Genomic DNA, 15736 nt, shown 5'->3' on the forward strand with positions numbered 1-15736 from the left:
CTTTCATTACAGCCCCCTCTTTTCTCCTATAAGGAAGGTTTCCCCTAATTTCCCCATTATTCGTTTTTCTATTCTGTTCGCAATCGTTGTTTTTGTTTAATATAAACGACAAATTTTTCACAATTCTTCCTGAAAACTATGTGAAATCCCCAATGGAATTTTTTACAAAACTATATACCCCTATCTAACTAGGCTTTTTTTTATTCAGTTTATCTAATTCCCCCAATTTATATTTCCTAAAAAACAAAATGAAATTGAAGAAAATATAGAGTTTTCTAGATTTATATAGCTTAAAAAATTCTCGTTTTTTGATTACTATGCATTGAATTCCCACAATACACTTCGAAATAGATTACCAGTACAATAAAAAACAGAGAAAATACAGAATGTTATTTAAAGTTAATTAATTCTTCTTTTTTAGACAAGTATCTCCAAACGCAAAAAAATAAATTCATTAAGTGTATGTAATTTCCAATTCTATTCTTTATCAAAACTTTTTGGTGATACTTTTCAGCTAATAAATAGGAGTTTGGAATTTTGTTCATTAAGGTCTCCTCACAATTATATGAGAGGAAAATCCTTATGATATAGCAGGTTTAATCTTGAACCAAAGGTTTTAGGATTTTGCCAGCAACTTAATATTATATTTTCATAGGAGGGGAAAAATGAGTAAGAGAAAGAGACAAACCAGGAGAGTGTTATCTATATTATTATTGATTGCAATGTTTATTAACATTGCGTTGCCAAATTTAACACTAGCCAATACAGCATCTGATAATCAGAATCAAACATCAGACGAAACTTTTAATGCAGAAGAAGTAAACCGTATTCTTGCCGGTCTTACTTCTGAACAAAAAGCAAACATCAATAAGCTCACTGGAGCAGAAAATGCGAAAAAAATCCATGTGGATCCTAGTGATCTGCGTAGTTCAAAAAATTTGAATGTAATCGTTCAATTTACAGTGGATCCAGCTAAAATCCAAATGATTAAACAAGCATTAGCAAATGGTGGAGCTACTGTCAATAACCAAGAGTTTGCTACAGATTATGCTGAAGCAGAAAAAAGGGTGGAAGAATCTCACAAACAATTTAAAAGCTTTGTAAATTCGCAGCCCAAAACGCAAATCATTGGCGGACAAACTATTAACAATAGTATGAGTATTACGAGAGAATTCTCCGAAGCATTCAATGGTGTTGCGTTATCACTACCTGCAAACCTCGTTACAAGTATTGCAGAGTTTGAAAATGTTGCATCGATTTGGACTTCAGAAACATTTGAAGTTCCACAACTAACTAACACAGCAGATGCTGCACAGACAAGTGGTATGGCAGGTAAACCTACGTCAGGGCTTAAATTATTGGGTCTTGATAAGCTTCAAGCAGAAGGACATACAGGAATTATTAAATCAGGTCCTAATGCAGGGGAGAAAGTGAAGGTCGGTGTATTAGATACTGGTATTGACTACAATCACCCTGATTTATACAAAGTAACACACGATGAAAACGGAAAACGATATGGTGGACATGACTTTATTAATGCAGTGGTCAATTCAGATGGTACTGTCGTATTCAGTGATGACAATGACCCGATGGAAACGATTTACTCAGACTGGCTGCATGCGAAGGAAAATCCATCATCAGTACTATATCCGGCGACACCGGATTATAAAAATTATATTACAGCGCATGGAACACACGTTTCAGGGACAGTTGCTGCAAATACTACAGATAACAACCTAATCTATTCAGCTAATGGTGTTGCACCAGATGTGGAGCTTCATGGCTATCGTGTGCTTGGTCCAGGTGGAATAGGTTTTGCGGACGCTATCTTGAATGGTATTGATCAAGCAGTGAAAGATGGGATGCAAGTCATCAATCTTTCTCTTGGTTCACTTAATAATGACCCATTATACCCAACAAGTATCGCCATTAACAATGCTACATTAACTGGGGTTACATGTGTTGTATCAGCAGGAAATGCAGGGCCAAGTCCGGCCACTGTAGGTTCTCCGGGAACTGCAGCGCTAGCTATAACAATTGGTGCCAGTACGATTCCAGTTGAGATACCGGTAATGACGATTAAAAATGGTACAACTCCTTACCAAGTTCGTTTATTTGGTAAAAGTTTTACACACAGTGATGATGCATTTGCAGGAAAGACATTTTCTATAGTAGATGTTGGTTTAGGGAAACCATCAAATTACAATGGAAAGGATTTGTCAGGGAAAATTGCCCTCGTGAAACGTGGAGGGTTCACATTGACAGAAAAGATGGGTAATGCCAAGGCTGCTGGCGCAGAGGGAATGATTATTTGGAATAATGCCGCAGATGAAGAAAACCAAGGTTATATTTCTGCTTTCTTAGGCACAAGCATGGACAATATTTATGCCGTTTCATTGACACAATCACAAGGCCAAGCTCTTTTAGATGTGATTGCCAATAATCCAAGTAAAGAAACAACCATTACTTTCCCATCTACACTAGATACACCAATCATGAAACAAGCGGATGAATTGGCTGGCTTTAGTTCTACAGGTCCGGTTAATAACTATGATATAAAGCCAGACGTTATTGCACCTGGTGTTGACATTATTTCCACCATGCCATTTGATACATGGGAGCCTCAGGAAGGTCAACCACATGATTATACGTATGCTTATCAATCAATGTCCGGTACGTCTATGGCAGCACCACATGTCACAGGGATTGCCGCTTTGGTTTTAGCTGCTAATCCGGATTATAAACCGGCAGATATTAAAACAGCTTTAATGAACACGGCGAAGGATGTTAACACAGAATCAACGACGTATAGTGTATACCAAGTTGGAGCTGGACGTGTTGATCCTGCTCGAGCAATAAAAGCGGATGTGAAAATCCAAGTATTAGACAAAGCAAATCATTATGATGACCCAAGATATATTTATGAGAATGACCCTATAATGAAACAAATTGATGATATTAGAGGAAGCATTTTCTTCGGATTTAAAGGTAGGGGAGAAGGCGCAACCGATGGATCTGATGATGTAGTATCATCTAAAGACTTTAACATAATCAATCAAGGAACTAGCAGTAAGACCTTTAATGTGAGTACAACATTTATTTCAACAAAATTTGCTGAATCAAATGAAGTAGGTCCTGGAACAGGAAATGATGTGAAAGTTGATGTTTCCGTTAATAATGACAATAGGACAAGCATTCAGGTAGACGGAGCTAGTACAGTTAAAGCAACAGCAAGCATTACGATTCCATCAAATGCTATGGAAGGCACTTATGAAGGGTATATTTATCTTGTAAATGCTTCCGACTCAACCGAGTCTTATCGCATTCCTTTCACCATTTCAATCGCAGAAAAAGGGATTGATTTTGTTGCAGACATCAAGTCAACGACAGTTTTATTTAGAGATTCAGGTTACTTTAATCCAAATGGTGGTGCGCCTGGATTAGGCTATCGATACACTGTCAATAGTCAAATGGAAAGTATGTATCTGTTGTTAAAAGACAATGAAGGAAATTATTTAGGAATCGTTCAAAATGAATCTGGAATCAGTCATAAGAATCCAGGTGTTATTTACACTAGAAACCCAATGCTTATAAGCGGAAGATATCTTCCATTTACAAAGCCGTATAACGGATCACTGGATCAATCCGGACTTGCAACAGAGGTAGCTGTTGCCAAACATGGTGCCTATTCAGTCGAGATGGTTGCAATCGATGCTGCGGGTAACCAATATAGAGATGAAGATACAATTTATGTTGACTATCATGTGCCAACTCTTACAATGGATCCAGATTCACAACCAGGAATTTATGAAATCGACCCTGCAGGCTATCAACCAGGTCAAGAGATTAAGAGATTTTATGGTACTGTCTACGATTCAAATATCGAGGTCATGAAAAATAATGGTGATACTTCGGTACCAGATCTTAGTGATTCTACTAAATTTGTGCCTGCAGACCAAAGTCTGAATACGGTTTGGGCTTACCAAGATCAGATTTACCCAACTCATTCTTTCAAACCAGATGCGAATGGTCGTTTTCAATTTGGACTTGCCCCTGAGGACATTACCCGTCATGGTAGTGTGGTTCGGATGTATGCAGCTGACTATTCTGGGGCTGGAGATATCTATTCACAGCAACGCTTTTATTTTATCAAAAAAGGTTCACCATATGTAACGCTTACATCTTCAGGTGGTGTTGACTCAGAACTTGAAAGTCAAGGTAAGGTTGTAGTGGAACCGAATAAAGCGTTTAAAGCAACAATCGCAACGAAAAATGGTATGGGCATGACAGGTGGTACGTTTACTCTTAATGATAATAAAGTGTACGAATTCAGTAATGTTCGACTTTCAGATGAATATAAACAATATTTAGATAGCAAAGGGATTACACCGACTATAACAGTGAGTGATCCATATTTAGATTTAAGTATTGGCTCATCAAATAACATAGATATTACAATATCTGGTATTGATGCTGCTGGTGCACTAAATCAAGATATGAACATAATAGAAGTAGATGTGACAAATACCAATCCTGAAGCCCTTACAGGACCTTGGGAATTTGAAGTGAAAAAATCAAGTTTAACATTATCAGGTAAAGATACGAAGGTTCCTGCCTTCATGGCAAACTGGCCATATTTGAAACAACCAATTTCTATACTTTCTGGTGGTATATTTGCAGAAGGATTCAAAGTGAATACGCTTAGCGGTGCTTACATGAACGTTTCAGTAGAATCAGGTGCAAAAGTTACGGTAACAGATGCAAATGATAATTCCTTTATAACCGATAATCCTACAACTAGCATGAACACCGTTGAATGGCTTGGAAATACAGCCGGCACTTATGCGGTTACAATGGATGCAAGCGATAAGCCTTATAACGTAGAAATTTTCATGCCAGGACACTTTAAGGGCTATAAAACCACACCTGTTATAGGCGATAACAGACACGGATATCAAACAGGAGCTTATTTTGATATGCCGTCCCATATTACGCCTCTGTTAATAGGTGGAGACGTCAATAGTGACGACGTAATTGACATGCATGACCTACTTGCAGAAGTGGAAGGGTATGAGGCTTATAAAGAACTCGCGACGACAGCGGATAAAAAGGCATTCCTAACGAACCCTGATAACAGAAAGTATGATATCCGTTGGGTTTCGACATCAAGTTTTGGTGGTTATGGTATTGATTATTATGATTTCTATTTCATTTTCAAAAATTTCGGTCAACAGAATCAAAGTGCAATAAAAGCAGGTCTGCCTGTTCCGACTCCACAACTTACACTGACAGCTGACACCAAAGTCAATGGTGTACAATTAAAAGCCGGTGATGGAGTGGACGAGGTAAGAGCAGCACTAAATTTTGCAGGTCCAGTACAAAAAACGGATTCTACAATTCCAAAGCTAGAAGAATTGCAAACTGGTTCAAATATTACGTTAATTCCAACTGATAGAGTGTTTTTAGATGATGTCACTTGGAGAAATGCGATTACGGAAATTCATCTTAATGGAAAAAATGTAATCAATGAATTGATTCCAGGTACTTCAGATAAAGCAGTTACCATCTCAGCTGCACGTATTTATTTTAATGTATTTGAAGGTTATGTATTTGTACCGTCAGAAATTACGTTGGATGGGTCATTGTTCCAGGATGCGGGTAATTACACGGTTTTAATTAAAGCAGCAGGATATCAAGATGTATCTCTGCAGTTCACTGTTGCAGAAGAACCTATTCCAACTCCTGAAATTCCATTAGTCATTGATCCAACAAAAGCGCATTTAGGAAAAGACTTAACCTACACATTTACAGATGATGCAAATTGGCGAAATGGAATTAATAAAATCGTTGTCCAAACAAAAGACTTTAAAAACGGTGTAGACATAACGAATATGACAGACGGCAGTGGTAATAAATATTACGATATCAGCCAGCCAGGCCAAATAACATTTAAGAAAGAAATATTTAAGACAAATGCAACACCTGTTTTAAATACTTCACCGATCGAGCCTGGGGGAGCAAACGATCTCCCACAGCAATACAAATTCGAAATTAGCTCTACAGGTACTGATGGCACCATTTACCCAGTGGTAACCGCTGGTACGTATAAAGGTGACAATAGTTTATCAGCTGCACAAGCAATTGGATATAGCCTTACTTTTGATACGCAAGGTGGCGATGCTCTTGATCCTATAGCGGTTGGATACAGAGCAAATAGAACGAAGTATGGAACGACATCAAGCGATTGGTCTATATCTCAAACATCACCTGTCCCTACTAGACTTGGATATGTCTTCCGGGGATGGTATGACGAACCTGAATGTACGACTCCGTTCAATCAACATGCTACATTGACTGCGGATAAAACCGTTTATGCGAAATGGGAAATGGAGTATGTACAAAATTATTCACCAGTTGATAAAAACAACCCTGAGGGTAAGAAGTTTAGCAATGGCTGGGTGCTTGGTGAAGGGGATCTTGAAATCACCATTCCAGATTATCAAACCAATGTTAGCTGGTTAATGGATAAGAGTAGTATTGCAAGTATTGAGGCAACGTACTACAAAATAAAAAATGATGGATCATCTGATTCCGTAACCACAACTTACACATTGGATCGAAGCACGTATAATCTAGTAGCTAACGCTGACGGAAGTGCAACACTTTCCTTTACAACAGCTACAGAAAGCTATGCAGATGCACATCCTAATGAAGAGTTTGCCTTTAGTGAAGCACCATATCCGAAAGTTTCACCTTATACTGGATATCAATTAACGTTGACTTCAATTGGAGGAGAAAAGACATCTATTCCAAATGTTAAACTTGGGTATAGAGCTCACTTTGACTTAAATGGCGGCACGTTGAATAATCCAGATGACACTTTCTTTGAGGATAGATTTGCACAAGCCGGGAGAGCAACATCTCCAAATATGTTACTAGCTTCAAGTCATGTGAAAAATGGAGATCTTGCTGTTAGTCCAACCCTTTACCTTGATAGTGAAGGATCAAGTGAAATGGCATCAGGAATCGCTAGTAACATAGCAGTTCTAATTAAAGATAACACGACCTTCTATCTAAATTGGATTAAAACTCCTCCTACCGTTTCAAAAGATACACTAGCAAACGTCGTGGGCAGCGATATTACCCTATCCTACACAGATGATGGAGTTTGGAAAAATAATATCAAACAAGTAAAAATTGGATCAGATGAACTTGTTCTCAATAAGGATTACAGGATCTCGGACAATGAAATTACACTTGATAGTTCATTATTTACATTTGGACAAAAGGTAAATATTGTGATTATTTCTGAAGGGTATTTGGATGTAGTCGTTACAGACCAAGTGATCGGTTATTTGGTAACCTTTGAAGCAAATGGCGGCGAGGGAGTTCCATCTCAAATCGTAGATTCACGTGTAAGTAAACCTGCAGATCCAGCGTTGGTTGGTTATAAGTTTGCCGGCTGGTATACAGATCAAGCTTTAACAAAACCTTATGACTTTACAAGCGTTGTGACGCAGCCAATCACACTTTATGCAAAATATGCTCTAGCAACATCTCTAGTAACACCAGATTCGACCGATAATGCTCTGGGTAACGATATGACACTTGAATTCAGTGAGGTTGACTGGGCAAAAGTCATTACAGGCATTAAAGTTAACGCGTCTTCTATAGATGTATCGAAATACAAAGTAGATACGATTGCACAGACGATTACATTGGATAAGAGTCTCTTTGCAAAAACTGGAGATTTCATAATCAATATTAGTGCAACTGACTATGCAGATATATCTATTACCCAAAAAGTGGTTAAAGGTATTAACGTACAATTTGTCCTTCCAAGTGATGCTCCAGAAGAAGTAAAAGAAGGAGTAAAAGATCAAATTGTAGTACGCAGAATTACAGAACCAACCGTTTATGGCTATGAGTTGACTTGGTTCGCAGATGAGGCGCGTACCATTCCTTGGGAATTTACAAACTCTATCTATTCATCCAAAACACTTTATGGCAAATGGGCCCTTCAAACGTTCAACGTAGAGTTTGATACACAAGGTGGCGGAACAGTAGAGAGTAAGACAGCAGAGTATAACATGACCATTAAAGCTCCAACCGCTCCAAAAAGATTGGGTTACATCTTTGATGGCTGGTACAAGGATGCTGAATGTACACTTGCATGGGATTTTGCTACGGATAAAGTGGCGGAAGATATCACGTTATATGCGAAGTGGACGAAAATGATAAGTGATGTACAACCATCTTCTGACATGTATGTACAGCCTGGAGATGTGATTGAAGTCTCCTTCCGGAGTGAAGCGGAAGGCGGAGAAGCAACGTTTTCTATTAAACTACCTATAAAGCTCTCCACCCAATCGAATTCTAGTAAAAAGATGGAAGAGATTGAGCCTGGAGTCTATAGAGGAACATGGGAAGTGCCGGCAGATATCAATCTTCAAGGTGCCATGATCGAAGTAGAAATTACGGATGCCGCAGGTAATAGAGCTGTTGAAGAAGCAAAAGGTAAGCTGTATATCTCGACAGAAAATATTGATCGGATTTTTGGCAAGACGAAATACCATACTGCAGTAGAAATAAGTAAAAATGGCTGGTCTTCAGCAGATGTTGTCGTACTGGCACGTTCAGACAATTATGCGGATGCCTTGGCAGGCGCACCACTGGCTCACAAACTTGGGGCACCGATTCTATTAACCAGCACGAAAGAGCTTCCAGATGAGGTCATAGAAGAACTGCAACGTTTAAATGCCAGTGAAGTAATTGTCTTAGGTGGTACTGGAGCGATAAGTAATAATGTAGTTTCAACTTTAGAAAGCATGGATTTGGAGGTAACAAGAATAGCTGGTAAAAACCTATATGAAACAGCTTCTAAGATTGCGAAGCAAGTAGCACCAGAGGGAACCGATAAGGCTATTGTTGTATATGGGGGGAATTTCCCTGATGCAATATCTGTAGCATCTCATGCAGCTAGAGAAGGACTACCAATATTACTGACAGACACGAATAAACTACCAACGGCTACTCAAGCTGCCCTGGATGAACTAGGTGTTTCCACTAGTATTGCCATTGGCGGAAAGGCCGTTATCAGTGAGGCAGTACTAGACCAATTACCAAATGCAAAGCGCATTAGTGGTAAAAACCTTTATGAAACAAATATTGAAGTGGCGAAGGAATTTCACGGTGACAATAAACATATTTATGTAGCCACTGGAAAAAGTTTTGCAGATGCATTAACGGGCTCTGTTTTAGCGGCCAAACATAAAAGCTCCATATTATTAGTAGGAAATAGCGTATCAGCTTCTACACTTTCTTACCTGGAAGAAAATAAAATGGAACGCATTACAATATTTGGTGGCAGTGCGGCTGTAAATCATGAAGTTGTGAAGGAATTACAAAAATTGATTGATTAATGGAAAGCAAGATAAATTGGTGGAAACAATATCACGAATAACTTAAAGGGAGTGCTTCTAACTTAGAAGCACTCCCTTTATTTTTAAGAACGTTTTATTAAACCTAAAACGTTTGAAATTCCAAATCATTTAGTGGCAAGTTCTGATACCTTACTTTCAAAAGCTTCAGCCACATTAGAAATTCCTTTTGTTAAAGGATAGAGGCACCAAAAGTCTAGAAAGATGATATTAGGATTTTTAAATGGAACAGTTACTAGTTCCTTACTATTTACATTAATAGTGTTTTTTAAGAAAGAATTAAATACAAGAGAAACAGCAGGTCCATGGATCATTGCGTTTTTTAGAACTTCAACGTTGTTGGAAGTAATGAAAAATTCTTTATTAATTAAATGTTTTTCATTAATATTTTTCACATAACCAGAGTTATAAACAACTACCTTTTCGTTTGCTAACTCTTTTGGTGTAATAGTCTGTAACTTTGAATTGGATGAATTCTTATTCATGCATACACATAAAAAATCAGTAAAAATAAATTTATAACCTATACCATTTTCATACGTCGAAGAATCTAATTCATCCTGAGGATAAGATGCAAAAGCTAAATCGACCTCTTCATTTTTTATTTTATGTAAAATTTGTTCTTGATCTAGTTCCTCAATGATGAACGTCACATCCGTATATAAGTTATTGAGTGACAAGAAAGCATCAAATACCACATAGGTCATTGTTGGGGTGCATGCAATTCGCAACTCTTTCGCGGCTTCCTTTTTTTGTGATTCTAACTCTACTTGCAAGTCGTGAATTTTTTGTACGATATCGTAGGATTTAGATATAAATAACGTTCCTTCCTTAGTGGGCTTCATTCCTTTTTTTGAGCGATGAAAAAGAGAAAGTCCCAATTCCTCCTCTAATTGGGAAATGGATTGGCTAATGGCAGAAGCTGATAAATGTAATTTTTCAGCTGCCTTCGTAATAGAACCTTCTCTTGCAATCTCTATCATATATTTCATTTGTTCTAAATTCATTTATACCCCTCACTGCAAGTAATGTATTTATACGAGTTGGTTATTATTAAGTAAAGCTTAATGCCTATTCATGATTATTCATTATACTACTATTGTGAAATGGTTTACAATTCGTGTAGATAGCAATTTTCTAACTCTAGAAAGGTTAAAAAATATCAGTGAAGAGCTTGATAAACTTCATAACTCCCTTATCATAAAAAACTCACGAAAAGGGGAAATCAAACATGTACGAAGGAAAAATCATAAAATATTTCCGTGAAAAATATCAACTCACTCAAGAGCAATTGGGAAAAGGGATTTGTTCAGATACTCATATAAGTAAAATAGAAAGATCACAAACCGAATATGCACCTGATATTATCAAGTTATTGTCAAATCGCTTAGGAATAAATATGAATGAGAAAATCCAAAAGCTTGATCAATTAAAAAGTAGAATTTCGGATTGGCATAACGTGATTGTTATGGAATTAAAAGAGGAAATCGATACAATACACTGTGAGCTTAAACAAGAAGAGCTAGTCCACATTTCTGAATATTGTTATATATACAAACTACTTTACGCAAGATATTTGCTTTCTAAAAACAAGCCAAAAGCTGCTGATTTGTTCATCAAAGAAATACAAAAAAAAGAGAGACAATTAACAGGCTATGAGAGAAATCTTCTTAAGCATGTATTAGGTATTTACTATCTATCGATCAATGATTATCATAATGCAATTAATACATTAAAAACAATCCGAAATGAAATTTATAACAATCCAGAATTTTATTACCATTTGGCTATCGCCTATCACTCCGTTCGCCTTCCTGTTTTAGCTTATTTTTATGCACAAAAATCCCGTCAATTTTTTGAAGAAAAAAATTTCTTTTTAAGGGTCATTGATGCAGAAATAATCATGATTGTTCAAGCACAAGACAATGTCTATAATCTTGATGTAATAAATCGCTTTAAAAGCTTAATTCATAGTTCTGAGTTATGTGGATCTTTAGAAAGGAAGGCGAAAGTTACTCATAATTTAGCTTATGAATACTATAGATTAGGGGATATGGAGCAAGCGAGAAATTATTATAAAGAGTCTATGATACTAAAGGAGAAAGAATCCAGCTCTTATCTGCTTTCCCTTGAGGGTTACATCCGAAGCTGTTATGAGGGGGGGCTTCTTTCCAGACCAATATTATTAGATCTTGTTACGGAAGGAGTATCTATTGCCAATCAGAAAAAGCTCAAGTTATATATTCATCTATTTAAACTTCTCTCATATTTAATAAAATCGAATGAACAAAGATATTATCAATACTTGCAGGAAAAGGCATTACCTATGTTTGACAAATATGGTTTCATTTATTTAGTCCGACGATCCAAAAGAGAATTGTTCGAGTATTATAGAAGTTCAGAACGGTACGATATTGCGTTGGATATGGCAGATTACTTTGTGAAAAGTATCATAAAGTAGTTGTGTAGTAAACTTTTAAGAAACCAAGTACTGTATTCTATTAGAATCTACACCTCCAACAGAAGAAAGAGGAATTTTCGAAAAAATTAATAGCATATTGATTTTGAACTTTTGGTGATGAAGTGGATATAGAGAAGAATTAAATTAAAGGAAAATGACAAAAACCCTTGCTGAGCAAGGGTTTTGGGAGTATGGAGCGGATGGGATTCGAACCCACGACCCCTTCGCTGCCAGCGAAGTATTCTCCCACTGAACTACCGCCCCGGTAAGAATGAATTTATTTTATCAAAAATTCTTTCTTTTGCAAACGTTTTTTTAAAAGTTTTAGTCCAAGTTTTCAACTTCTGCTTGAATGACACCAGTAAGTGATTTTAGCTCATAATATACATCTGTCGTATATACGCTTTTCTTCGTGGTGATGATGCAATTAAGCACGATATCATCTTTTTCCTCTTTAACCTTAACTCGCTTAATGGCAAGGTTTTTGTGGTGAATCTCCTTCATGACCATGGTCAGGTCAATATCTTTCTCAATAAAGATTTTTACTTTTATTTCTTTTTCCTTCAATTTTTTTGGTCCAATCTTATCGAAGAGGGAGGGGATTATCTTCACACCCAAAATGATGAAAATGACACCGAATGCCCCTTCTATAAAAAATCCTGCTCCAATAGTAATTCCAAGTGCAGCGGATGCTAATACCAATGCAGCTGTTGTCAGCCCTGAAATAGCCTCGTTGCTTCTCCTTAGAATTACCCCTGCGCCAAGAAATCCAATACCGCTAATAACATAGGAAGGAATTCGCCCCGGATCCATGGGTCTTGAGTATTCCTTTGAATAAAGAAAGGCAGATTCATAGGAAACGATAGTCAATAAGCACGCCATTACTGAGACGATGACGCAGGTTTTTAGTCCAAGAGGTTTGCCCTTCAATTCACGTTCTAACCCTATAATTATTCCAGCTATTGATGCAAAGATAAGTTTAATAATAAAATCGTAATCATTGATATATTCCATGAACAATTCCATAATGGCCCCTCCTTTAAAAAGTAAAAATATGATATTCTATAATAAAAATGTTTGTTAGAAAATTATAGCAATATTCTGTAAAGTTAGAAAGGTTATTTAAAAATAATAACAGTGTGGGTGAAGGCAAATGAATAAGTGGTTTAATCCATACGTGGCTCTCGCGGTGGGAGTAGTTTCTGTATCTACATCCGCCATATTTGTCAAATTAGCGGATGCCCCTGCTGGAGTGGTCGCCTTCTATCGCTTACTATTCTCCGTGATAATACTACTACCCATATTTTTATATAAATATGTTGGAGAATTAAAGGATATTTCCAAGAGGGATTGGATTTTCTCGGTGTTGGCAGGTGTGTTCCTAGCGTTTCATTTTATTCTATGGTTTGAATCTTTAAATTATACCAGTGTAGCAAGTTCAACCGTGCTCGTAACCCTCCAACCTTTGTTTGCATTCATTGGAACTTATTTGTTTTTCCAAGAAAGGCTAAGTATTAAAGCAATTGTAAGTGGATTGATGGCAATAGTAGGGAGTGTAATTATCAGCTGGGGTGATTTCCGGATTAGTGGGATGGCTTTATTTGGGGATATACTCGCTTTGGTGGCTTGTGCGCTTGTAACGGCTTACTTATTGTTTGGACAGGACGTCAGAAAAAGACTATCTTTGATTACTTATACCTTTATTGTTTATGGTTTCAGTTGTGTTACCTTGTTTTTGTATGTACTAGTTGCAGGAGAACCTCTTACAGGGTACACCTCTATGGATTGGTTTTGGTTCCTTTTGCTTGCAATTATACCAACATTACTGGGCCATTCTTTCTTTAATTGGGCTGTTAAATACATCAGCACCAATGTTATCTCTATGAGTATTCTATTTGAACCGATCGGGGCAGCAATACTCGCTTACTTTATCTTACATGAAATGGTAACTTGGACCCAATTAACAGGAGGGCTGCTTGTGATGCTTAGTGTGGGGTATTTTTTAAAAGATAACCGGAAGAGCAAACAAGTAGAATGGGTGGTAACTGAGGAAGAAAAGAATCAAAAATGTATATAAGAATTAGACAATCGGGAAAGAAGCGGGTAACTATAAAAATTACCTATAAATAATAATGGCAGACGAAAAGCCGACAATTTGTCGGCTTTTATCTATTATATGTACTATTCATTGGAGTCTCATGGCCATCATTGCAAAAAAAATGCCAAGGGAAAAGCTCACAATGAATCCTTCCCCGCGTACCTTTCCTTCCTTATCACTTATACGCAACCCTTCAAAGTATGCAAAAAGTAAAAGGCCTATTGAAGTGAGTAATGCTACTAAAAATGCTGCGTATTTTACAAGATCCATATCTTATCCCCCTGTTTCATTTATTAGTAGATTGTATGAGAGATTATAGTAGAAAATTCTATTAATTTTCCACATAAAAAAGCTGACCGATGTGGCCAGCTTAAGAGATAGAATTATTAGTGGTAAATATACGAGGCACTGTTTTAATCAATAATACCGTTACAATTGTTGAAATTATAAAACTTGGGAACATATAGGAACCGTTATAAAGTAGGGAATATAGCCATACCGGTTGCCCTTCAGGTGCTAAATAGTCGAAGTAAATGACTCCGGCAGAATAATGAGCCAAGAATCGTAAAAGGCATCCTAAAAATGCGGCAATGCTTACATACAGTACAAGTTTTTTTAAGTCATCATTCTTGGCAGATGTCGCAATTTTGCCCGCAAATACTCCAGCAAAACCAAGAGAGGCAAATGCTATTATATAATCTAGAAAAATTTGAACAGGATCAATCCCCCAAAAGGTACCTGTTACTATCTGAAGTAGACCGAGTATAAAACCAGATAATATTCCACCTTTTATCCCCCAGCGAAAGGCCATGATAAATATTGGGACCATTGAAATAGATATTGAGCCCCCTTGAGCCCAAATTTTTAGTGACAAAACCCCGGCCAATAAATCAAGTAAATACCCTAATGCTCCAAAAATGGCCATTTCAACGAGAAATAATGTGTTATTCTTCTTCATGAAAATCCTCCTTAAAATAAAAAAAGCAATAAAGGAGGCTCCTTTATTGCTTAAATGAGAAATAAGTAATAAATCTGCCACATCCCTACGATAGTGCTAACTAACAGGTTCAAAGGGTCAGAACATCATGTTCACTCTCAGCCATTAAGGCTCCCCTCGTGGAAAAGAATAAAATTGTCTCCTTCATCATACATAACCTACAAGTAAACGACAAGTTTTTTCCTAAGTTAACAATTATAGTAGTGTTATGTTGTGTATATTCCATTAGTAGAATATTAATCAAAAATATTTAGAAAAAGTATTGCAATATAGTTGTAGAGGTGGTATATTTAATCTCGTCGCTGCGAGGGCAGTGGCAAGATGTAAAAAAGCTACTTCAAAAAAACAAAAAACAGCTTGACTTTAAAACGACAAGTTGTTATGATTAGGAAGTCGCTTTTGAGCGAATCTTGTAAGAAAATGATCTTTGAAAACTAAACAAAACAACAGCGTCATAACGTCGGTTCTACGGAACACGACAAAATGATTTAAGTAAGACAAGCTAGCAAATTTTTGAGCAAAAGCTCAGACTCTTTATTGGAGAGTTTGATCCTGGCTCAGGACGAACGCTGGCGGCGTGCCTAATACATGCAAGTCGAGCGGACCTTTCAAAAGCTTGCTTTTGAAAGGTCAGCGGCGGACGGGTGAGTAACACGTGGGCAACCTGCCTGTAAGACTGGGATAACTTCGGGAAACCGGAGCTAATACCGGATAATATAAGGAACCTCCTGGTTCTTTAT

The 15736-nt window shown here is 37.1% G+C and carries 7 protein-coding genes, 1 tRNA gene, 1 rRNA gene and 1 riboswitch; of the genes, 4 read left to right on the plus strand and 5 right to left on the minus strand.

Features of this window, described 5'->3' with window-relative positions; all coding sequences use genetic code 11:
- The first annotated feature begins 665 nt into the window (after positions 1-665).
- Positions 666-9422, plus strand: a complete 8757-nt coding sequence (locus HC179_RS21195) for a S8 family serine peptidase (protein ID WP_168864240.1) — start codon at positions 666-668, stop codon at positions 9420-9422.
- Between the two features lie 125 nt (positions 9423-9547).
- Here the strand turns inward: HC179_RS21195 and HC179_RS10215 are convergent, their stop codons facing one another.
- A complete protein-coding gene (locus HC179_RS10215) occupies positions 9548-10447 on the minus strand; it encodes a LysR family transcriptional regulator (RefSeq protein ID WP_168864241.1) in 900 nt (299 codons plus the stop codon).
- A 224-nt stretch (positions 10448-10671) separates the two neighbouring features.
- Here HC179_RS10215 and HC179_RS10220 point away from each other — a divergent pair, with 224 nt between their 5' ends.
- Positions 10672-11901: a helix-turn-helix domain-containing protein gene (locus HC179_RS10220; protein ID WP_168864242.1), complete on the plus strand. Its 1230-nt coding sequence runs from the start codon at positions 10672-10674 to the stop codon at positions 11899-11901.
- A 192-nt stretch (positions 11902-12093) separates the two neighbouring features.
- Here the strand turns inward: HC179_RS10220 and HC179_RS10225 are convergent.
- Together HC179_RS10225 and HC179_RS10230 are read right to left on the minus strand one after the other, a co-directional pair.
- Positions 12094-12165 (minus strand) — tRNA-Ala (locus HC179_RS10225).
- Between the two features lie 60 nt (positions 12166-12225).
- A complete protein-coding gene (locus HC179_RS10230) occupies positions 12226-12927 on the minus strand; it encodes an MgtC/SapB family protein (RefSeq protein WP_168864243.1) in 702 nt (233 codons plus the stop codon).
- A 127-nt stretch (positions 12928-13054) separates the two neighbouring features.
- Here HC179_RS10230 and HC179_RS10235 point away from each other — a divergent pair, with 127 nt between their 5' ends.
- Positions 13055-13978, plus strand: coding sequence for a DMT family transporter (locus HC179_RS10235; RefSeq protein WP_168864244.1), 924 nt, complete (start codon positions 13055-13057; stop codon positions 13976-13978).
- Positions 13979-14086: 108 nt separating this feature from the next.
- Here the strand turns inward: HC179_RS10235 and HC179_RS10240 are convergent, their stop codons facing one another.
- Complete coding sequence (locus tag HC179_RS10240) at positions 14087-14269, minus strand: hypothetical protein (RefSeq protein WP_168864245.1); 183 nt, start codon at positions 14267-14269, stop codon at positions 14087-14089.
- Positions 14270-14369: 100 nt separating this feature from the next.
- On the minus strand, positions 14370-14957 hold the full coding sequence (gene thiT / locus HC179_RS10245; RefSeq protein ID WP_168864246.1) for an energy-coupled thiamine transporter ThiT: 588 nt from the start codon (positions 14955-14957) through the stop codon (positions 14370-14372).
- 65 nt (positions 14958-15022) lie between these two features.
- Positions 15023-15124, minus strand: a riboswitch (TPP riboswitch).
- A gap of 406 nt (positions 15125-15530) precedes the next feature.
- Between thiT and HC179_RS10250 the strand changes: the two genes are divergently transcribed.
- Positions 15531-15736, plus strand: a 16S ribosomal RNA gene (locus tag HC179_RS10250); the annotation flags it as partial.

The sequence above is a fragment of the Bacillus sp. RO1 genome (assembly GCF_012524115.1).
In the GTDB taxonomy this organism is placed as follows: domain Bacteria; phylum Bacillota; class Bacilli; order Bacillales; family Bacillaceae_I; genus Sutcliffiella_A.

Coding starts and splice junctions, on each gene's coding strand:
- HC179_RS21195 (WP_168864240.1), top strand. CDS start 666: ATGAGTAAGAGAAAGAGACAAACCAGGAGAGTGTTATCTATATTATTA.
- thiT (WP_168864246.1), bottom strand. CDS start 14,957: ATGAAGAAGAATAACACATTATTTCTCGTTGAAATGGCCATTTTTGGA.
- HC179_RS10235 (WP_168864244.1), top strand. CDS start 13,055: ATGAATAAGTGGTTTAATCCATACGTGGCTCTCGCGGTGGGAGTAGTT.
- HC179_RS10220 (WP_168864242.1), top strand. CDS start 10,672: ATGTACGAAGGAAAAATCATAAAATATTTCCGTGAAAAATATCAACTC.
- HC179_RS10240 (WP_168864245.1), bottom strand. CDS start 14,269: ATGGATCTTGTAAAATACGCAGCATTTTTAGTAGCATTACTCACTTCA.
- HC179_RS10215 (WP_168864241.1), bottom strand. CDS start 10,447: ATGAATTTAGAACAAATGAAATATATGATAGAGATTGCAAGAGAAGGT.
- HC179_RS10230 (WP_168864243.1), bottom strand. CDS start 12,927: ATGGAATTGTTCATGGAATATATCAATGATTACGATTTTATTATTAAA.